This is a genomic window from Amycolatopsis pigmentata, assembly GCF_042684065.1.
Lineage (GTDB): Bacteria > Actinomycetota > Actinomycetes > Mycobacteriales > Pseudonocardiaceae > Amycolatopsis_E > Amycolatopsis_E pigmentata.
In genome coordinates, this window is record NZ_JBHUKR010000020.1 from 217,389 (window position 1) to 237,532 (window position 20,144).

Annotated in this window: 17 protein-coding genes; 2 read left to right on the plus strand and 15 right to left on the minus strand. The window is 68.4% G+C overall.

The genetic code is table 11. The features are described 5' to 3' along the window. Nucleotides 1-129: 129 nt before the first annotated feature. From ACFSXZ_RS30560 to eccD, 9 genes are all read right to left on the minus strand, one after another. The gene (locus ACFSXZ_RS30560; RefSeq protein WP_378268862.1) at nt 130-438 is read right to left on the minus strand and encodes a hypothetical protein; all 309 of its coding nucleotides are present in this window, start codon (nt 436-438) and stop codon (nt 130-132) included. Between the two features lie 6 nt (nt 439-444). After that, entirely contained in the window at nt 445-975 is a 531-nt protein-coding gene (locus ACFSXZ_RS30565) for a YbaB/EbfC family nucleoid-associated protein (protein ID WP_378268864.1), read from the minus strand. Next, nucleotides 968-2,929: a hypothetical protein gene (locus ACFSXZ_RS30570; protein ID WP_378268866.1), complete on the minus strand. Its 1,962-nt coding sequence runs from the start codon at nt 2,927-2,929 to the stop codon at nt 968-970. Before ACFSXZ_RS30570 ends, ACFSXZ_RS30565 begins: the two co-directional genes overlap by 8 nt. Before the next feature lie 3 nt (nt 2,930-2,932). Next, nucleotides 2,933-5,392, minus strand: a complete 2,460-nt coding sequence (locus tag ACFSXZ_RS30575; RefSeq protein WP_378268867.1) for a hypothetical protein — start codon at nt 5,390-5,392, stop codon at nt 2,933-2,935. Nucleotides 5,393-5,491: 99 nt separating this feature from the next. Beyond that, nucleotides 5,492-5,851, minus strand: a complete 360-nt coding sequence (locus ACFSXZ_RS30580) for a hypothetical protein (RefSeq protein ID WP_378268868.1) — start codon at nt 5,849-5,851, stop codon at nt 5,492-5,494. A 116-nt stretch (nt 5,852-5,967) separates the two neighbouring features. After that, the gene (locus ACFSXZ_RS30585) at nt 5,968-6,267 is read right to left on the minus strand and encodes a WXG100 family type VII secretion target (protein ID WP_378268870.1); all 300 of its coding nucleotides are present in this window, start codon (nt 6,265-6,267) and stop codon (nt 5,968-5,970) included. A gap of 40 nt (nt 6,268-6,307) precedes the next feature. Beyond that, the gene (locus tag ACFSXZ_RS30590; RefSeq protein ID WP_378268872.1) at nt 6,308-6,592 is read right to left on the minus strand and encodes a hypothetical protein; all 285 of its coding nucleotides are present in this window, start codon (nt 6,590-6,592) and stop codon (nt 6,308-6,310) included. A gap of 95 nt (nt 6,593-6,687) precedes the next feature. Beyond that, nucleotides 6,688-8,103, minus strand: coding sequence for a type VII secretion protein EccB (gene eccB, locus ACFSXZ_RS30595; protein WP_378268873.1), 1,416 nt, complete (start codon nt 8,101-8,103; stop codon nt 6,688-6,690). Continuing rightward, nucleotides 8,103-9,500 carry a type VII secretion integral membrane protein EccD gene (gene eccD / locus ACFSXZ_RS30600; RefSeq protein ID WP_378268875.1) on the minus strand — a complete coding sequence of 466 codons (1,398 nt, stop codon included), beginning with the start codon at nt 9,498-9,500 and terminating at the stop codon, nt 8,103-8,105. Before eccD ends, eccB begins: the two co-directional genes overlap by 1 nt. Nucleotides 9,501-9,642: 142 nt before the next feature. Here eccD and eccCa point away from each other — a divergent pair, with 142 nt between their 5' ends. Together eccCa and ACFSXZ_RS30610 are read left to right on the plus strand one after the other, a co-directional pair. Next, nucleotides 9,643-13,626: a type VII secretion protein EccCa gene (eccCa, locus tag ACFSXZ_RS30605; protein ID WP_378268876.1), complete on the plus strand. Its 3,984-nt coding sequence runs from the start codon at nt 9,643-9,645 to the stop codon at nt 13,624-13,626. Nucleotides 13,627-14,086: 460 nt separating this feature from the next. After that, a complete protein-coding gene (locus ACFSXZ_RS30610; RefSeq protein ID WP_378268877.1) occupies nt 14,087-14,335 on the plus strand; it encodes a hypothetical protein in 249 nt (82 codons plus the stop codon). Nucleotides 14,336-14,720: 385 nt separating this feature from the next. Here the strand turns inward: ACFSXZ_RS30610 and ACFSXZ_RS30615 are convergent, their stop codons facing one another. The 6 genes from ACFSXZ_RS30615 to ACFSXZ_RS30640 all read right to left on the minus strand — a co-directional run bounded on the left by ACFSXZ_RS30615 (nt 14,721) and on the right by ACFSXZ_RS30640 (nt 19,942). Beyond that, nucleotides 14,721-15,086, minus strand: coding sequence for an ArsR/SmtB family transcription factor (locus tag ACFSXZ_RS30615; RefSeq protein ID WP_378268878.1), 366 nt, complete (start codon nt 15,084-15,086; stop codon nt 14,721-14,723). Between the two features lie 78 nt (nt 15,087-15,164). Then, on the minus strand, nt 15,165-16,691 hold the full coding sequence (gene qcrB / locus ACFSXZ_RS30620) for a cytochrome bc1 complex cytochrome b subunit (RefSeq protein WP_378268880.1): 1,527 nt from the start codon (nt 16,689-16,691) through the stop codon (nt 15,165-15,167). Beyond that, on the minus strand, nt 16,688-17,203 hold the full coding sequence (locus ACFSXZ_RS30625) for a hypothetical protein (protein ID WP_378268882.1): 516 nt from the start codon (nt 17,201-17,203) through the stop codon (nt 16,688-16,690). The genes qcrB and ACFSXZ_RS30625 overlap by 4 nt, the downstream gene beginning before the upstream one ends. Beyond that, nucleotides 17,200-17,676, minus strand: coding sequence for a hypothetical protein (locus tag ACFSXZ_RS30630; protein WP_378268883.1), 477 nt, complete (start codon nt 17,674-17,676; stop codon nt 17,200-17,202). Before ACFSXZ_RS30630 ends, ACFSXZ_RS30625 begins: the two co-directional genes overlap by 4 nt. After that, nucleotides 17,673-19,295 carry a cytochrome c oxidase subunit I gene (locus tag ACFSXZ_RS30635; RefSeq protein WP_378268884.1) on the minus strand — a complete coding sequence of 541 codons (1,623 nt, stop codon included), beginning with the start codon at nt 19,293-19,295 and terminating at the stop codon, nt 17,673-17,675. Before ACFSXZ_RS30635 ends, ACFSXZ_RS30630 begins: the two co-directional genes overlap by 4 nt. After that, complete coding sequence (locus tag ACFSXZ_RS30640; protein WP_378268886.1) at nt 19,292-19,942, minus strand: cytochrome c oxidase subunit II; 651 nt, start codon at nt 19,940-19,942, stop codon at nt 19,292-19,294. Before ACFSXZ_RS30640 ends, ACFSXZ_RS30635 begins: the two co-directional genes overlap by 4 nt. Between the last annotated feature and the right edge of the window lie 202 nt (nt 19,943-20,144).

The following is a 20,144-nucleotide window of genomic DNA, read 5'->3' on the forward strand; positions in this document are numbered from 1 at the left end:
GTCCCGCTGACTTGATCTTCGCATTGGCTTTTCAGGCCGGTTGACCCCGGGTGCCTGGTGTGGCACCCGGGGTCAACCGGCCTGGGTCGGATTTCTCCGGTGGTGGGTCAGGACCTCCCTGCCGTGGTCTCAGCCCAAGTTGTCCGCGTTCTGCTGGTCGGTTTCGGAGACCTGTGCCGGGACCTGATTGAGGTCCGTCGCGTTCTGCTCTAACTGGACGGTGAGGTCCACACCGTTTTTGATGTAATCGTTGTAGTTCTTCACGTACTCCTTCGCGAACTGATTGCCGGTGTCGTCGGTGCCCCAGCAGCCGTACTTCGCCGCGAGGTTGGTCGTCAACTTGCCGAACGCCGTCGTCAGGTCGTCCGTCGTTTTCGATATTTTCTTGAATGCTTCGGAAGCCGCACCGATGTCGATACTCGTGATGTCGTCCGCCATCTTCGCCTACTTTCCGCGCTCACGTTCGGTTTTACCGTCGGCGCTGTTGTCCGCGCCTTTGACCTGGCCCTTTACTTCCCCGCTACCGCTCAGCGGGGAACCGAAAGCGCTTTCCCAAAAGTCCCCGAGCTGTCCCGCGAGCGGGGCGAGCATCGATTCCACGATCTTCCCCGCATCGGCGCGCCCCGTGGCCAGATCCGCGAAATCGACGCCGAGAAGCGCGCTGGTACCCGCGTTTTCGCTTATTTTCTCCAGGTACTGCGTGCGGCCCGCCCGCACCGTCTCCACGATCAGATGGGCGAGTTCGGCCGGTGCCATCGAGCGGAACTTGGTGCCGTGGAACTTCATCCCGGTCAGCTCGCCGCGGCCGTCGAAGGTCATCGACAGGGACCGGTCCTTCGACCGGACGGTGCTGCTGTCCTCTTCCATCTTCTGCTGGAGATCGGCCAGCTTGCGCTGCTCACCCTCGAACGTCCGCATCGCCGCTTCCGTCGCTTCCGCGAGGGCAGCGTTTTCCGGAGTCAGCCACTCAACCATTCTTGTCTCCTTCGGGTTTGAGCTCCGTGCCGTCCACGGGTGGCAGTTCAGGCGGCGGCTCGGGAAGCCGGACCGGTCGGCCGAGTACCGCCAGCGGGGTGTCCGCCGCCGCGACCCACGAGTCCGGGTCGGCGGAAAGGTGCACCGAGGACGCGTGGTGGCCGGGCCGGGGCATCATCCCGCCCGTGCCCATGGGCATCATCGGAGTGCCTCCGCCCGGCCCCGTGCTCGTGCCGGGGGAACCACCGTGCCCGCCGTGGGCCGTTCCTTCCGCGGGCGTGGCGGCATCGGTTCCGGACGCCGAAAGCGCCGAGACCGTGCGCACCGGCAAGGGCGGCCCCCCACCGTGCAGGGACGGGCCGAGCGGGGCGGTGGCCTGCGCCGGGATCGTCAGATGCATTTCGGCGGCCGGGTTCGGTCCCTTCGGGACGGGCGCCGGGATGTCCGGCGTCACCGGAACGCCCGGGAGGTCGTGTGCGGACGCTCCACCCCCCGTCGCGGTGACGGCCTTCGTCACCACCTTGTCCGGACCGGTGTTCGCCGGCTGAGGGACGGTCTTCGCGGGTTGCTGCGGTGCGGTGGCCGCCGGCTGCCCGCTGTGTGCCGCCGCGGCGGGCGCGGCCGGTTGCGCCGCGGTGGCCGGTTGCGCCGCCGCGGTGGCCGGATGCGCCGCGGTCGTCGCCGTCTGCGACCCGGCGGTGGCCGGTTGCGGTCCGGTGGTGGTCGTCTGCGGCGCGGTGGCCACGGCGTGCTTGATCTGGGGCACGGACTGGGTTTGCGCCGTCTGGGTGGACGGGTCCGCGGTCTGCGAACCGTCCGTCTGGACCGTCGATCCCGTCGGGCCGGTCCGGGCCAGAGACTTGAGCGTCGCCAGTTTCCCGCTCGCGGTGGACCCTCCGGTCGTGGCCGGCTTCAGCGGGTCGGTCTGCTCGCTGGTCTCGGTCTCGCCTTCGGCCGAGCAGGCCGAGCGCGATCGCTTGGCCGGCTTGCCGAGCGCGGTGGCCGGGGCGGCGGATTTCCGGCTTCCCAGCAGGTCCTGCAACTCGTCCTCGGTGGACGTGCCCGAGCCTCGGCTGACCGTCTCGCGGGATTTGGCACTGTCCTTTCCGGACAGAGTGGAGGCGCGGCCGCTGCCGAAGCCACCGCTGCTGCCGGTGATCACGCCACTGTCGGTGAGCTGGGGCTCTCCCCAGCGCGTGCCGCTGTCCGAACCGTCTTCCCCGCCGAAGCCGAACATGCCGTTCCGCCGCATGCCCGATGACCGGCCCAGCACGGCGACCGGGGCGCCGGTGCCCGATCCACCACCGCCGATCGCGAAGGGGCCCGCGCCGGTGCCCGGATCGGCCGCTTGCCCCGGCCCGCCGGCGCGCACGCCCAGGCCAGGGCCCTGGCCCCCGCCGGTCTGCTGACCGGCGCCCGGAAACGGCGGCGGCGCCACCTGCCCGTTGCCGGTCACGCCGTCGAGGGCGAGGCCCTGGCCGAGCAACGCGCCGGAGTCGCCGTAGGCGGTGGCGAGGTCGATGAGGATCTGCCGCGCCTGCTGGTCGAAAAGGGACTGATCACCGTCCGGGTTCTGGCCCTTCTGCGCCTGCAGGTCACGCACGCGCTGCTGCGCCGAGGCGAGGGCGTCGCCCGCGCGGCGCAGGGCGGCGGCATAGTCGGGACCCTGCCGGATCTGGTCGATCAGGGAGGCCACCCGGCCGACCTGACCGCCGTAGGCACCGGCCGAGTCGCCGTGCCACAACTCCTCCAGCCCCTTGGCCTCCCGGCGGAACCCGTCGTTGAGGTCGGACAAGGTCTGCTTGACCTTGTCGAACCACGCCGCCTGCTGGTACCACACCTCCGGGTTTTCGGCGTTGACCATCTGCACGACCTGGTCCATGTTGGGCTGGTCGGGCGGTGGTGGCGGCGGCGGTGGGGCGGGGCTGGGGCCGCCCCCGATGACCTCGGCCATGGGTCAGGCTCGTCCCAGTACCGAAGGCGGTTCGTCGTCGTCGTGATCGTCCCGCCAGGTCCCGTGCTCGGCCTGGAGCCAGGTGTTCGGTTCCCGCTCGCGCTTGTTCCCGCCCATCGCGCCCATGCCGCCCATACCGCCCATGCCCGGCGGCATCATCGGCGGCATACCAGGGCTGCTCTGGACCGCCCCCGCCGGTACTCCCGCGACGGCCCGCTGCTGCACGCCGTCCGGACCGACCTGGTGCAGACCTTCGTTCTGCGCGACATCGGTGTCCAGCCTCGCGTCCGGCCCCGGTGCGCCTCCGCCCCCCGCACCACCGCCGGTGCCCACGCCGAAGCCCGAACCATCATGCCCGCCAAGCGGGTCGGCCGAGTTGAGCACGGGCGTGTGCGCGCCGATCTCGCCCGGGGCGCCCCCGACCGAGGCGTAGTCGGGCAGCGCCTGGATCGCGTGGTCGGCGGCGTCCTTCGCCTGGTGCAGCGCCTGGGCGTAGGCGTCGTTGCCGTTGTACCCGGGCAGGCTCTCGATGGCCTTGTCGATGGCCGACTGCGCGTCGTGCTCCGCCTTGCCCATCGCGGGGTCGCCGGGCTGTCCCGTGCCCTTGAGGAAGTCGGACAGGCTCGACGGGTCGCCAGTGCCGTTCTTCAGCCCGTCGATGGCCTTGTCCGCGGCGTCCTTGGCGTCCTGCAACGCCTTCTGGGTGTCCGGTGACTGAGCACCCGGGTGGTTCGGATCGGACACCGTCGACGGTTTGCCGTCGGCGCCCGTGCCACCGGGGTGGTTCAAGCCGTCGATCGCCTTGTCCGCCGCGTCCTTCGCGTCCTGCAACGCCTTCTGGTTGTCGGGCGAACCGGAACCCGAGCCGGAGCCGGAGCCGTCCGAGCCGCCGCCGCCTTTGCCCGAGCCGCCGCCCTGGCCCGAATCCGAGCCGCTGGGGCCGGCAAGGCCATCGATGGCCTTGTCCGCGGCGTCCTTCGCGTCCTGCAGCGCCTTCGTCCGGTCCGGCGAATCGCCCGGCTTCTTGAGCGCGTCGATCGCCTTGTTCGCGGCGTCCTTCGCCGCCTGCAGCCCCTGCTGCCGCGCCGGGTCGACCGCACCGGAGTCCGAGCCACCGCCCGAACCACCACCGGTCCCCGAACCCGGGTCCCCACTGCCGCTGCCGCCGCCACTCGAGCCGCCACCGGTGCCCGAACCCGGATCACCGAGTCCGCCCGGGCTCTGCAACGCGCCGATGGCACCGTCCGCGGCCTTCTTGGCGTCCTGCAACGCCTTCTGCCGCGCCGCGGCGCCCTGATCACCGCCGCCGGAACCACCGCCGGTGCCGGCACCCTGCGAACCGGAGCCACTGGTACCCGGCGACGAACCGCCACCGGAACCGTCCTGGGACCCGGAACCACCACCGGTTCCGGGTGAACCGGCGCCAGAGCCGTCTCCGGCGCCGCTGCCCGCCCCGCCAGACGGGTTCTGCAGTGCGCCGATGGCACCGTCCGCGGCGTTCTTGGCGTCCTGCAACGCCTTCTGGCGCGCCGCCGCCGCGCCGGGATCGGAGCCTCCCGCACCGGAACCGGAGCTCCCCGCACCGGGACCGGAGCCTCCCGCACCGGAATCGGCGCCGGCACCCGACGCGCCCGTCCCGGGGGCATTCGCCGGCAAATTGGGCATTTCAGGCGTCGCCTGCGCGAACTGCTGCCTCGGCAACAACGGTTGTTGCGGTGTTTCGTAATTAGCCGGAGTACCGTAACTGTAAGGCATGTAGTCGGGCTGGCCGTTCTGCCCGCCGGAGCCGCCGCCCTGCGTACCGGGACCGCCGAACGGCACCTCGACGTGGAGCGGGGAAAGATCGCCTCCGCGCAGCTCGTACCGGTCGCGCCAGCGGCCGAGGAGCTCCCGCAACTTGGTGCACAGCGCCTCCTCGGCCTTGTTGTAGGCGTCTTTCAAGTCGTTTTCGGCCTTGGTGATCGTGGCCGTGTCCGTCGCGCTGTCGATGATCGACTTATAGGTGGATCTGATCGTGTCTTCCGTCTTGTGCGCGTCACGCACGAGATCCCACCAGGCCTGCGCGAAACTCTGGATGTCATGGCCGATGTTGCCCACCGTGGTGGCATAACTACGGCTGCTCATCGTGTTGTAGACGTCTTCGCTTTGCCGGTAGACCTTGCTCGCGAGGTCCTGGAAAGCTTGGTCGGCCACGCCGGCGAACTGTCCCTTGAGGCCCGAGACCTCCTTCTGGAAGGAGGCGTTGGCGGTGCCGAGAGCCTTGATCGCCTTCCCGAGCTTGTCCTCGAGGACATACCACCGCTCGGCGGCGGCGTTGTGGGTCAGATCCGCCCACGCGTCTCCGTTGTGGGTGAGGTCGGAGACCACTTTGTCGAGGTCGTCCCAGGTCTTGTACTGGTTCACGTCCCAGGAAGGAGGCGGAGTCGCGTCTTGCCCGGCGAGCCCAGCGGTCGAGTCAGCCATTTCCTGGTTTCCTTATCTCATCCCACGTGATCGGATTCGACGCCGGGACGCATCGCCGTCGGCGTCGCGTCCCAGGCGCGGGGTCGTTTCGAGAAGGTCCTACTTCTTGGTCCCGATCGACGACGAGTCGGTCGCCACCTTGCTCCCGATGGCGTCGAAGTCCTGCCTGAGCTTTTCGCCGTTGTTGCGGTCGGTGCCCTGGAGATCATCGGCGACATTGTTCAGACCGGTGCAGATGTCGGTGAACGCCGTCTTGAGGATCTGCGCCTGCTGCTGAACCGCCGTGACCCGGTCCGCGACCCGGTCGTGCAGCCACGTCGCGGTCGGGAAGCCACCCGCGGTGGGCGGCTGGTCCTTCAAACCCTGGAACACGGTCATCACGTCGTCACTCATGATGCCGTCGATGCGCTTCGCGGCTGCGCGTAGTGAATCCGGATCGATACCGGTCTGGTCAGCCATATGCCTTGTCCTTCCTGATCGAAGCTGTCCTGCCGAAAGGAAAGCGCCGACTCTCGCGTGGATCGCACGCCTTGGCGAGCCGGCACCTTCCCATGGGAACGTCGCTCAAGCGAGGGTCACTGGAACAGCTGCGCGAGGTGCTTGTCCTGGTCCTCGAGCTCCTGGCTGCCGTCCTGCACGTTGCCGGCCACCTGGTGCAGCCGCTCGGTGCTTTCCAGCAGGTCGTTGCCGATTTTCTGGGCGTTCATCCCGTACTGGTCCGAGCTGGAACCGAGGTAGAGTTCCTTGTTCGCCTTCACCTGGTTCTCCAGATCCTCCATCTGCTGGGTGATCTGGTTGTTGGCGTTGAACATCTGCTGCACGGTCTCGTGCAGGGCGTCGTGGTTGTACTTGATGAAACCGTCGTTGGCGACCATTCGGTTTTCCTTTCGTGAGAACTGCCGGCTGTGGCGAGGATTACTTGATGGTGTTCTGGGAGTCCTGCGCCTGGAGCTTGGACAGCGTGGTCTTCATGGCGTCGATCATCTGGTTGAGGTTGTTGTTGATGTCGTTCATCTTGGCGTCCCAGTCGTCGTGCACGCTGACCAGCGAGTTGATCATCGCGCCGCTGTTCTGCGCCTGGGCCTGCTCGACCTCGCTGCGGATCTGCGCCTGCTGCTGCTGGATGTAGCTCTGGACATCCGCGTGCTTCTGGATGATCTGCTGGAACGCGCTGTGATCGATCTGTGTGGTCTGAGCCACTTGTCGCCTCCTCGGTACTGGTCTGACCCTTGTGGTTTCATGGAATCAAGATTTCGTCCACGGCACGGCCCGGATCGGCCACCGTGGGCATGCTCCTAGGGGCTTCCCTCGGCAAGAGCCGCCGTCGGGCTCAGCACCGGTCCCGTCGGCAGCAAGGCGAGCAGCTGGTTCGGCACGTCCGCCGCCGAGTCGTCCGAGTAGCCGAGTGCCGCGGCGGAGTTTCCCGGCAGCGGGAACTTCACCCCGAAGTCGGTGACGAGGAATTCCGTGCCGCCGGACGCGCCCTGCGCCGGCAGATCGCGCGCGAGCACACCGGTGCCGGCCGGGATCCCCACCTGATCGGCGGTCACACCCGCGAGGTGCTTGCCCGCCGGCGCCGAACTCGCGTTCACCTCACCCGTGGGCACCGTCAGCAGTGTCGTGCCAGGGTTTCCCCCGACGTCGAACCGGGCACAGGGTTGTGTCCCTTGTGACAGGGAATCGTTGACCATGTGGGGCATGGGCGAGGGATAACCGGCGAGATCGGCGGCACCGGCCGCGGTCGGCACCGCGGCCATCCCGGCCGGGGAAACCGGGATCGGCGCGACTTCGCCGCCGGCGTAGGCGTTTTTCGTACTCGGCGCGGAGAGCAGGAGCGACTCCGTGGTGGGGTTCAGCGGCGCGAGACCGTCCTGACGGACCACGAAAACCTGGTCCGTGCCCAGCGCCGGGTTCTTCGCCTCGTAGATCTGGCCGACGATGCTCTGCCTGCCGTCGATCACCGGACCCGGCGATCCGGTGCCGTCGATCTTCGGTACGGTGAGGTCACGGCCCGGCGGGATCGGGTTCAGCCAGTTCGCCGGAACCTGCAGCGGAGTCGTGCTGTTGAGGCCCAGCGCGGCGAGCACGGTCGAGTTCGCCAGCCGGTAGCGGGTTCCCCGCCACAGCAGGTACTTCGAATCGTCCGTTGTGGACACCAGCAGCCCCTCGCTGTCGGCCAGCGGGGAACCGGGATGCTCACCGAGCAGCACGGTGACGGCAGGCGTGGTCCCCGTCCCGACGCACACCGTCCACGGTCCCCTGTCGAGCCGGCCCGGCTGCGGGATCGCGTCCGGGGCACCGGGAATGCCGATCGGCGGCCCGACCGGAACGCCGCTGAGCGAGTTCGCCGAAACGGCCACGATGGCGGCGGCCGACGTGGAGCCGGAACCCGATCCCGTCGCCAGCTTGGCGGAGCTGAAGTTCAGCACCGGCCGCAGTTTCCCGTCCAGGAACAGGAAGCGGGCGCCGGTCTCCTTGTCGATGATGATCGAGCCCGGCTTCTCCCACGCGTTGGTGGTCCCGGGCGAATAGATCCCGATGATCGCGAAGATGCCGATCAGCAGTCCCCCCAGGACGCCGCCCAGCGTGACTCCGGTGCTGAACCGGCGGCTCGGCGTCTCCAGGATGTCCGGCTTTCCGTGGGTCAGGGCCGAGAAAAGCCGGCCCACCACGAAGAAGTAGGCCTGGACCTGATCCTTTCGCGACTGCATCAGCCGATCGCCCCACGAATCGCGGAGTAGACGTCCAGCATGCCCAGGAGCAACGGGAGGACCGCGACCGCGGACAGCGACTCCAGAATGTCGACCGCCCGGCCCCAGTAGGGCCGCAGCCGGTTGCCCGGCATCCGTTCACTGAGCATCAGCAACAGCACCGCGATCGCGACCAGCGGGAACCACACCTGCAGCAGCCGGCTCACCAGGTCCTGCGGCATTCCGAGCCGCAGGACCAGGGTCAGCACCCCGACACCGCCGGGCACCAGCACGGCCCACCTCGACACGGTGCCGTTGTTGTGCTTGGAACGCATGAACAACAGCGCCGCGACGACGGCGTTGAGGATCACCGCGAAAATCCCTTTCGCGGGCAGGAAAAGCAGGAACAGGATCGACTGCGCGATGCCGGTCCCGATGTGCAGCGCCATGAGATAACCGATGGTCGCCTGACCCCGGTCGACCACCACCTGGAAGGGCACCGGATCGGTGTCCTGGCGCAGTTCGTCGGCGTTGGTCGGCAGCAGGGGCAGAGTCAACCCGGACAACCGGAACGCCAACCCCGGCACGAAGAGCCCGACGACGAGACTGACCGTGATACCGATCGCGGCGGCCTCCGGCGCGGTGAGCGAGGTCGTCGCACCGATGATCAGCGGTACGCAGAGCAGCAGGTCCGCGGTCAGCGCCCCGGCGAACAGCAGCGCCCCGTCCGCCACGAGGGTGAGTCCGGCGCTCAACGCGACGAGTGCGCCCAACGCCGCACTGGCCCAGTGCACCTGCCACGAGGCCAGCGGGGCGACGACGCCCACCCCGACCCCGCAGGCCACGGCGGCGTAGAGGGTGGCGACCCCGGCCAGCACCGTGGCCGCGAGCGGGTTGACCATCGCGCGTGCCGCTACCGCCGCGCCGGCCAGCATGGCGAGCGCGCCGACGCCGGCCATCGCGGCACGCATCCCGGGATCACCGCCGCCCAGCAGCAACGGCAGCCCGGTGATCAGCGCCGCACCGGCCCCGAGCAACAGCATCCACCGGGTTCTTTGCGGCGACCAGGCACCCGGGTGGTTTCTGATCTGCTCGCCCACGCCGTCGACGAGATCGTCGTAGTCGATGGGCGCGAGTTCGGCGGCACGCGGGCGCAGGTGCAGCGTCTCACCGTCGAGCAGGTTCAGCTCGGTCGGTGTGCGTTCCTCGTCCAGCGGTGGTTCACCGAGCCGCTGGACGACCCAGCCTTCGTGCTCGGCGCCCTGCTCGATCACCTCCGCGCCGAACTGCGCCAGTACCGCGGGCAGCAGATCGCCCAGCGGGACTTCGGCGGGCAAAGCCAGATCCGTGCTCTGTTCGCCCAAGACGAACCGTAGCCGTCCCGGCGCGATTATGCGATGCTGTGTGCGCTCTTCCATTTCCCGGTTGTCCGGTCCTTCCTGCCAGGGCGAGAACCCGAGACGAGGGACAAGGTAGTCACGGCCGTCCGCGGGTGTACCCCGTTTTCAGGCCGTCACCTGGAGTTCTGGGGAAACCACTCGGCAAGGGAGAGCGCAGAAGATGGGCACGGTGTTGTTCAGCCGGCGGGCGCGGCGGTTCGGGCCGTCGGCACCCGACGGTGAGATAGCCATGCAGGAACCTCCGTCGGTACCGGAGCGGGCTCCGGGCGGCGTCGGTTCCATCCTCGTGTACGCGCCGATGAGCCTGAGCTCCCTCGCCATGGTGATGATCTTCCTGCGGCCCGACTCCGGTCTGATCGCCTACATCGGCGGCGGCCTGATGCTGGTCGCCTCCATCGGCATGGTCGTCGCCCAGTTCATGCGGAATTCGCTGAACCACAAGGAAAAACTGCACGGTGACCGGCGCGACTACCTGCGCTACCTGACGCAGCTCCGCAAGTCGGTCCGCAAGGCGCTGAGCGAGCAGCAGAACGCCGGGCGCTGGCTGCATCCCGACCCCGGCGCGCTGTGGTCGGTGGCGATGTCCTACCGGTTGTGGGAGCGCAGGCCTGCCCACGACGACTTCGGCGAGATCCGGATCGGGCTGGGCACCCAGCGGTCGACCACCAAGCTCATGCCACCGGAAACCAAGCCCGTCGAGGACCTCGAGCCGCTGGCCGCCCATGCGCTGCGCCGGTTCCTCCAGGCCTACACGTCGCTGCCGCACGCGCCGATCGCGGTGTACCTGCGCGGTTTCGCGCAGATCCAGTTCTCCGGCGATCCCGACGCCATCCGCGGCCTGGTCCGGGCCATGCTCGCCCAGGCCGCCACCGCGCACGCGCCCGGCGACCTCAAGATCGCGATCTGCGCCACGGAGGAGACGGCGCAGCACTGGGACTGGATCAAGTGGCTGCCGCACGCGCAGGACCTGGAATCACGCGACGCCACGGGCCCGCGGCGGCTGGTCACCGACAGCATCACCGACGCCGAGGCGCTGCTCGGTGCGGAGGTGTTCACCGGCCGTCCGGGGTTCGAACCGGACACCCCGGTGACCGCGTCGGAACCGTTCGCGGTGCTCGTCCTCGACGGGGTCGGCGTGCCCGGGGACCACCGGGCCGGCGAAGAGGGTTACCGCAATGCGGTGGTGCTCGACCTTTCCGGGTCGCTGCCGTGGGCGGCACGCCAGAACACGCTCTTCCTCTCGGTCGACGCGGAAGCGATGAGCACCGTGTCGTTCGACCGGCTCGGCAAGCCCGTGTCCAAGCATCTGTGCGAGCCGGACCAACTCACCCAGCGCGGCGCGGCGACGCTGGCCAGGGTCATGGCGCGGTACCGGGTCGGGGAAGCGGCCGAGACCGAGGAGCCGCTGGCCACCGACTACGACCTGAGCGTCCTGCTGGGACTGGGTGACGTGAGCACCTTCGACCCGGTGAAGTACCGGCGCGAGCGGATGAGCCCCCGGCGGCGGCTGCGGGTGCCGATCGGGATCGCCGCCAACGGGTCGCCGATCGAACTCGACATCAAGGAATCCGCCGAAGAGGGCATGGGCCCGCACGGCATGTGCGTCGGCGCGACCGGGTCCGGCAAGAGTGAACTGCTGCGCACCCTCGTGCTGGCGATGGCCACCACCCACACCTCCGAGGACCTCAACTTCATCCTGGTCGACTTCAAGGGTGGTGCCGCGTTCCTCGGTTTCGACCAGCTCCCCCACACCTCGGCGGTGATCACCAACCTGGCCGACGAGCTCGAACTCGTCGACCGGATGCAGGACGCGCTGACCGGCGAGATGAACCGCCGCCAGGAACATCTGCGGGCCTCGGGGAACTACGCCTCCCGTCGCGACTACGAAGCCGCGCGTGCCCAGGGTGTGCCGCTGGAACCGATGCCCGCCCTGTTCATCGTGATCGACGAGTTCAGCGAAATGCTGTCCAGCAAGCCCGAGTTCATCGACGTGTTCGCGATGATCGGCCGGCTGGGCCGGAGCCTCGGCGTGCACCTGCTGCTCGCGTCGCAGCGGCTCGACGAAGGCCGCATCCACAAGGTGGAGACGCACCTGTCCTACCGCATCGGTCTGCGGACCTTCTCGGCCATGGAAAGCCGCAGTGTGCTGGGTGTGCCGGACGCCTACGAACTGCCGAAGAGCCCGGGCAACGGTTATCTGCGCCCGGACACCCAGACCCTGGTCCGTTTCAAGGGCGCGTACTCCTCGGCGCCCTATCGCCCGGCCCGCAAGCGCCAGCGCGGTGTGATCAACCATGAGCTGGTGTCGTTCGGCACCTCGTACGTGCCGCCCGCCAAACAACCGGAGCCGGAACCGGACGAGGTGGACAAGGACGCCGGCGAGCCCACCAAGACCATGCTGGACATGCTGATCGAGCGGTTGCGCGACATCGGCCCGCGGGCCTACCAGGTGTGGTTGCCACCGCTCCGCGAACCGTCCACTTTGGATCAGCTGTTGCCGCCGCTGGTCGACCACCCCGAGTTCGGCCCGCGCCCGGTGGGCGATCTGGGCGTGGGCACGCTGACCGTCCCGGCGGGACTGATCGACGTGCCCGCCCAGCAGCGCCGGGAACCCCTGATCGCGGACCTGTCCGGCAGCAAGGGCAACGTCGCGGTGGTCGGTGGCCCGCAGAGCGGGAAGAGCACCCTGCTGCGCACCCTCATCGGCGGGCTCGCGCTCACCCACAGCGCCTCCGACGTGCAGTTCTACTGCCTCGACTTCGGCGGCACGCTGTCGTCGCTGGCGAAGCTTCCGCACGTCGGCAGCGTGGCGAACCGGCTGGACCGGGACCGGGTCACCCGGACCGTGCTGGAGGTGTGCAACCTCATGGCGCGCCGGGAAACCCTGTTCGCCGAGCACAACATCGACTCGATGACCTCCTACCGCCGTGTCCGGCGGAGCGGCACCCTGTCCACTGTGGACCCCTATGGGGACGTCTTCCTGGTGGTCGACGGGTGGTACACCATCCGGCAGGACTACGACGATCTGGAGGAGCGGTTCAGCGAACTGGCCGCGCGGGGACTGTCGTTCGGCATCCACCTGATCGTCGCGGCGGGCCGCTGGTCGGAAATGCGCCCCTGGCTGCGGGACGTGCTGGGGACCCGGTTCGAACTGCGCCTCGGCGACCCGATCGACTCCGAGATCAACAGCCGCCTCGCCGCGAAGGTCCCGCAGATCCCCGGTCGCGGGATCACCCCCGACCGGTTGCACTTCCTCACCGCGCTCCCCCGGATCGACGGCAGCACCACCACCGACGACCTCGCCGAGGCCACCATGGACATGGCCGAGGCACTGGCCACGCCCAACGCGCCGACCGCGCCGAAGGTGCGCCTGCTCCCGCACGAACTGCCGGCCGCCGACCTGCCGGCGCCCTCCGCGCCGTCCCCGACGGCGGACATGCGGATGCCGCTGGGCATGGAGGACGTCGAGTTGTCCGTGCAGTGGCTCGACTTCGACGCCAACCCGCACCTGCTCATCTTCGGCGACACCGAGACCGGCAAGACGAACCTGTTGCGCCACATCGCGCAGTCGGTCGCCGCGCACTACACACCGGACCAGGGCCGGGTGATGTTCGCCGACTTCCGGCGCGAACTGCACGACGCCGTCCCGGCCGAACACCAGATCAACTACACGGTGGCCGCCGACGGCCTCAAGGAAGCCGTCAAGCAGGCCGCCGAACTGCTGAGCGCACGGGTGCCGGGCCCGGAGATCACCCCGGAACGCCTGCGCAAGCGCGACTGGTGGAGTGGCGGAAGGCTGTTCATCCTCATCGACGACTACGAACTCGCCGAAGGCGGCATGGGCGACCCGCTGCAGCCCCTCATCCCGCTGCTGCCCCAGGGCGCGGACATCGGGCTGCACCTGATCATCGCGCGCAGCACCTCCGGTGCCGCCCGCAGCATGATGAACTCGGCCGTCCGGCGCCTGTGGGAACTCGGGGCACCCGCGCTCCTGTTCTCCTGCCCCAAGGATGCCGGTGTCTTCCTCGGCACGTTGAAGCCGCGGACACTGCCCACCGGCCGCGCCCAGTTCGTCAACCGCCGCCGGACCGTCCGGCTGGTCCAGACGCCGTTCGTCGCGGGCGTCGCCAAACGAGACGACTGATCCCCACTGCCGGGCTCCCCCGCCGGGAGCCCGGCAGCGCCGTGGCGCGGCAACCACGCGAGGCGTCAGAACGGTGGCGGATCGTGGGCTGGGTGGCCGGAATCGGATTCCGGGGCGGCGGGGCCGTCGTGCCGGCCGGTCTTGTCCTGTGTCGGCGGGTCTTCCTCGGTGCTGGGTAGGGGAATGACCGGGTCGTGGAGGGGTTCCCGGGGAATCCTTCAGGTGATGGTGCCGGGCGCACAACGTGGTGAGATTGTCGTCGGCTGTCTCACCGTTGTCGGCGACCCACTGCTCCGCATGATCGGTCTCGCACCGCTGGGCAGGCCGATGACACCCCATCATCCGGCACTCGCGATCTCTGACCTTGACCAGCCGGGCAAGACAGGCGGTCGGCCGGTAGGCCTTGCGGCCCACGGAGATGATCTGCCCGGTCTCCGGATCGGTCAGGATACGGCGGACAGTGGTGTTCTCGCCCGAGGCGATCTGCCGCGCCAGCCACGCCGGGATCGCCCCCTGGCCCGCCATCTCCGCAGGATGGTCGTTCAGCCCGAGCCAGGCCACCACTTTCCCGGCCGCGGGACGACCGATGGACAACCCCAGCGCCAGCTCCTGCGGCACCGTCGACGGCTCCTCCGCCGACCGCACGAACTCCGCCGCCGTCGCCAACTCCTCCGCCTGCAAACGATTCATCCGCCTGCGCAACTGCTGAATCGTGCGCAGCATCCCTTCACGCGTCCTCACGGGACGGTCAGGGTCAGGGACAGGCTGGTCGCTCATGCCTCAATTTTATCGAACTCACGGTCGCACATCTAAGACAAAATAAAAGACCACCGAGAAGTATTAAAAAGTCCGTTTCCCGTCACTCGAAAGTATTATCATGAGCGACCAGCGGGCACACGACGGCGTGAAATCATCCGTCGACCGGAAACTCTCCGTGTTCAAGGAGGAAATTGACGTCCTTAGTGGACAGTCGAGGCAGCCGAAGCCCGCGGACGACAACTGCCGGGCAGATTGCGCGGTCGACCATGAAGAGCGCGAAAGAGAAGCCCCGGCGAGCACACACCGATCGACCCAGACCCCAGGTCCCGCAACGGTCACGCCGACCCCCGAGGCTCCTTCTCGGCCACCAACGACTCGCGACGCGCCGTCCCGGCCAGGTTCTTGATCATCCGCAGCCGGTCGTCCCACCGTGCCGCGACGGCCGCCATGACCCGTGCCGCCGCGTCGAGCCGTTCCGCGCGCACGGCGTAGCGCATCTCCCTGCCCACCCGCCGTCCCTGAACGAGTCCGGCGCGCTCCAGTACCGCGAGATGCTTGGTCACCGCCTGGCGCGTGAAGGGCAACTCGGCGGCGAGGGCGGTCGGAGTCGTTTCGCCGCGGGCGAGCAGGACGTCAAGGAGCCGGCGGCGGCTCGGTTCGGCCACCGCCGCCCACAGCTCCTCGTCTTCTTGGTACGTCAACGGACCGACGAGCGCTCCTTCCGCGGCAAGCCCTCGCGCAAGCGGCCGAGGTGGACCTCCCAGCCGTGCGAGTGGCCCTCACGGTAACCTGCCCGTGTCCTTGGCGGCGACCTTGCCGCCGTCCTTCGTGGTCTCGAGATCACCGGGCAGGTGCGGCACGGGATTGCCCCGGTAGCGCGCGAACTTCAGCGACTCCTGATCCGGCTCGGCCCGCAGGGGCTGGGTGACCTCGACGAAGTACCCTTCCGCGTGCCGTTGGATCACGCCGGTGCCCACGCCGTGCCGGATCACGTCCCGGTCGGCTCGCTGCAACGCCAGGCAGATCCGGTAGGTGAGGTAAAAGGCCAGCGGAGGCAGGACCAGGACGCCGATGCGGCCGAACCACACCACCCGCTCGAACGGGACGCTGAACACGAAGTCGATCACGTCGTCGTTCCCGGCGATCACCAGCACGAAATAGAAGGCCAGCGTCATCGCGCCGAACCCGGAGCGGACCGGCACGTCACGGGGCCGCTGCGCGATGTTGTGCGCCAGTCCGGTGTCCCTGGTCAGGCGTCTTTCGACGAACGGGTACACCAGGATGGAGCCGAAGAGCAGGATCGGCATGACCACGGCGGGCCAGAACACCGCGGGGACCGTGTAGTTCCCCAGGTCGATCCGCCAGCCCGGCCACAGGCGCATCGCGCCCTCGATCATCTGGAGGTACCAGTCGGGCTGCGAGTTGATCGAGGACATGGAGGGCTGGTAGGGCCCGTAGGTGAAGATCGGGTTGATCTGGAAGATCCCGCCCATCAGTGCCAGTATTCCGGTCACCATGATCGCGAGGCTCGTGCTCCTGGCCGCGAAAGCCGGGAAGGTCCGCACCCCCACCACGTTCCGCTCGGTCCCCCGCTCGCCGGGGAACTGGGTGTGTTTCTGGTACCAGACGCCGGCCAGGTGCACCGCGATCAGGACGAGGATGAGCCCGGGCAGGATCAGGATGTGCCCGGCGAACAGCCGGGGGATGATCAGCTCACCCGGGAACTCGGAGCCGAAGACCAGCCAGTGCAGCCACGTGCCCAGCAGCGGGATGGACAACACGATCCCGGACATGATCCGCAGCCCGGTGCCGGACAGGAGGTCGTCAGGCAGCGAGTAGCCGGCGAATCCTTCGGCGATGCCGAGGATCAGCAGGAACACGCCGATGATCCAGTTGGCCTCGCGCGGTTTGCGGAAGGCGCCGGTGAAGAAGATCCGCAGCAGGTGCACCAGGATCGCGGCGACGAAGATGTTGGCCGCCCAGTGATGCATCTGGCGGACCAGCAAGCCGGCCCGGACGTCGAAGGAGATGTCGAGCGTGCTGGCGAAGGCCTGCGACATCTCGACATCGTGCATCGGGGTGTAGCTGCCGTGGTAGACGAGTTCGGCCGAGGACGGCTGGAAGAACAGCGCGAGATACGTCCCGGTCAGCAGGAGCACCACGAAGCTGTAGAGCGCGAGTTCTCCGAAGAGGAACGAGAAGTGTTCGGGGAACACCTTGTTCATACGGGGCCGCAGCCCTTTCGCGGCCTGGTAGCGCTCGTCGACTTCCTTGGCCTGTTTGAAGATCAGGTCTTTCACGCTCATTTCCCCGCCTCCGGCCTGCCTCCGGCCAGGGAGAGGCCCGTTTCCCGTTGCCTGGCAAGCCGGTCTTCGCGCGCCATCCACCGCCAGGTCACCGCGACCGCCGCGATACCCAGCGGCAGCATGCCGACGATCATGGCGAGGCCGCCCGGCTCGTTTCCGCGGATGATCAGGTAGACGGCGGCGAGATCGAGGGAAGGTCCGGCGAGGAACAGATACACCGTGCGGGCCGCGTCCGGCGCGCCCGGACGCGGCTGGAGGACCGGCAGCCAGAACCACATCGCGGCCACGAGCAGCAGGCCGTGCAGAGCCAGGTCCGCCGGCACGGCGAACTCGGCCACCCCCATGGCGATCGTGATCGCCGCGTGCAACGCCAGGAACAGCGGCAGGACGAGCACGGGCTGCGCGGGAACCCGTCGCCACGGCACGAACCGCCGTCCCGCCATCACGATTCCCGGCGCCACGACGGAAGTCAGCAACCCCATCGCTCCCATGTGGACCATCTCTTCGGTCATGACCGCCCCCTACGCCGCACAGCCGCGAGGGCCGCCGCGACGAAGCCCACGGCCTTGGCCGCCTTCTCCTCCCCCGGCCTCGCGGGCTCGGGCCGGAGCGGGCCGCTCCGGACTTCGGTCGACGAGGCGGGCAGGCGGCCGGCCGGGAGTCGCTCGCGGCGGAACGCCACCACCGCGAGCAGGACCGGGAACACCGCGAGATAGCTCAGCCACGGAGTGAACACGAAACCGACCGCGAACAGGATGGCGGCGAGCCCGAGAAAGCCGGCCGAGGCGCTGCCACCCGGCATGTGCCGGGGCCAGGACAACTGCCGCCGGTTGGCCAGGAACACCACCACACCGACCACCACGGTGCCGAGCACCGCCAGCCCATAGAGACCGATGAACTCGAGGCTTTCCCCGTAGGCGAACATGATCGAGGCCAGCACGGCGTTCACCGCGGCCCAGCCGAGCACGACCCCCGCCGGTTTCACGACCGCTCCTGCTGAAGGTCGAGCAGAGGTGTGTAGCTCCGCGCGGGCGGAAGCGGATGCTCCGCGTCGAAGTTCAACGGCGGCGGGGGCGACGAGGTCGCCCATTCGAGCGTGAAGGCCTCCCAGGGATTGTCGCCCGCGCGGCGCGTCCGGCGCTTGACGACGGAGACGACGATGTTGACCAAGAAGCACAACATGGCCAGACCGAGCAGCCCGGCACCGGTGGACGCGAGCAGGTTCTGCGTGCCGAAGCCGTCGCGCGCGGTGTATCCGGCGACCCGGCGCGGCATGCCCTCGATGCCCAGCCAGAACATCGGCAGGAAGGTCAGGTTCGTCCCGGCGACCATGAGCCAGAAATGCGCGTGGCCCAGCACCTTTCCGGGCATGATGCCGGTCGCCTTCGGAAACCAGTAGTAGAAACCGGCGAAGAACCCAAACAGGCTGCCCGCGACCAGGGTGTAGTGGAAGTGCGCGACCACGAAATAGCTGTCCTGCGCCTGGTAGTCGAACACCGGGGTGCCGACCATGATGCCGGTCAGCCCGCCGACCAGGAACTGCGGAATGAACGCCAGCGCGAACAACATCGGCACGGTGAACCGCATCCGCGCGCCGATGATCGTGCCGATCATGCCGAAATACTCCAGGCCGGCGGGCACCAGCAGGAAGATCGAAGTCAGCGAGTAGTAGTTGTCGCTGACCTGCCCGGTGGTGAACATGTGATGGCCCCACACGCTCATCGACAACGCGGCGAAGAGCAACAGGGACAGCACTGTCGGCTTGTAACCGAAGAACCGGCGGCGGGCGAAGGTGGCCAGCACCTCCGCGACCGCCCCGACGAACGGGAAGAACATCACGTAGACCACGGGATGGCCGTAGAACCAGAACAAATGCTGATATCCGACATTCCAGATATTGCTGGCGAACACGTCCGGGGTGATGCGGCCGAGAGCCAGCATGCCGAGCGCGATCAGGAGCGACGGGAAGGCGGCCAGCACCATCAGGTTCGTGGCCACCATCGACCAGCTGAACACCGGGAGCCGCAACATGGTCATGCCCGGGGCGCGCCGCAGCAGCACCGTCCACAGCACTGTTCCGGCCATCAGGATCATGCCAAGGCCGGCGGCGAAGTTCCCGGCTATCCACAGGTCACTGCCCACCCCGGGCGAAAAGCGGGCGCTGGACAGGGGCGTATAGGCGGTCCAGCCGTTGGACGCGGCGCCGTTGGTGGTGGCGAACCCGGAGATCACGGTCAGCGCGCCGAAGAAGTACAGCCAGAAGCCGAGCATGGTGAGCCGGGGCGCGGCCACCGTCGGAGCGCCGACCTGCAGCGGCACCAGATAGAGCCCGAACGCGATCGCCAGCGGCGTGATGACCAGGTAGATCATCCCGGAGCCGTGCATGGTGAACAGCTCGTCGTAGGTCTGGTTGCTCATCAGGTGCTGACCGGGCCGCGCCAGTTGCGCGCGCATCAGCAGCGCGAGCGCGCCCATGGCGAAGAACAGCACGAGCGCGGTGGCGATGGTCAGCAGGGCGATGCGCTTGTGGTCCGTCGTGCCCAGCCAGGACCGGCGAGGCGGTCCCGTTTCCGCGACCGCCGGCGCCGACGCGGTCGTGGTCATGTGTGCGCCCCCTGCGCCTGCCACTGCTGGTACTGCTGCGCCGGGACCGCGCGGACCCAGAAGTGCATGGTGCTGTGGGAGTCGCCGCAGTACTCGGCGCACCGGCCGATCCACTGACCGGCCTGGTCGAAGTTGAGCGTCACGGTGTTGACGTGGTCGGGAAAGGCGTCCACTTTGACCCTCAGATCGGGAATCCAGAACGAATGCTGGACATCGGTGGAGGTGATCCGCAGCTGGACCGGCTGTCCCACCGGGACGACGAGCGTGGGCAGGCTTCCGCCATTGTTGTCGCAAACGCCCGAAAAGGAGCGGTCCGGCTGGGTGTAGTGGAAACGCCAGCACCATTGGAAGGCGTCGACGTCGATCTGGGTGGCCGGAGCTCCACTGGCGCCCTTGGGCACCACCGAGGCGGAGAGCGAATTGTGTGCCGAAGCGGTGATGAACGTGATCACGCCCGCGACGGCGGCGAGCGCGACCGCGTAGGCGACTTCCACCAGGGGATGAGAATCGCGGCGCCGCTTGTCACCCGACCGTTTCCGGCTCAGCAGCAACGCCAGCGTCACGGCCAGGCAGACCACCACGAAGACGATCCCGGCGATCAATCCCTCGAATCCGGCCATCCGCGCGAACGCGTCCCGGAACTGCACGCCACCCTCCCTCCCACGCGCGGGCACGACCGGTGACGCCCCGGAGATACCGTGGCGCCACGACCGTCATGGACAGATCAAGGGTTGCGCACCGCAAAGGTCCCCGCAATTCGGCGGATCCGTGCGCCTGGCCGGGAAAAAAGTCCGCCGGAAGCGGTTAGCTTCCCCCCGGGACGGGTAGGCCGTCGCAGGCAGCGGAAGG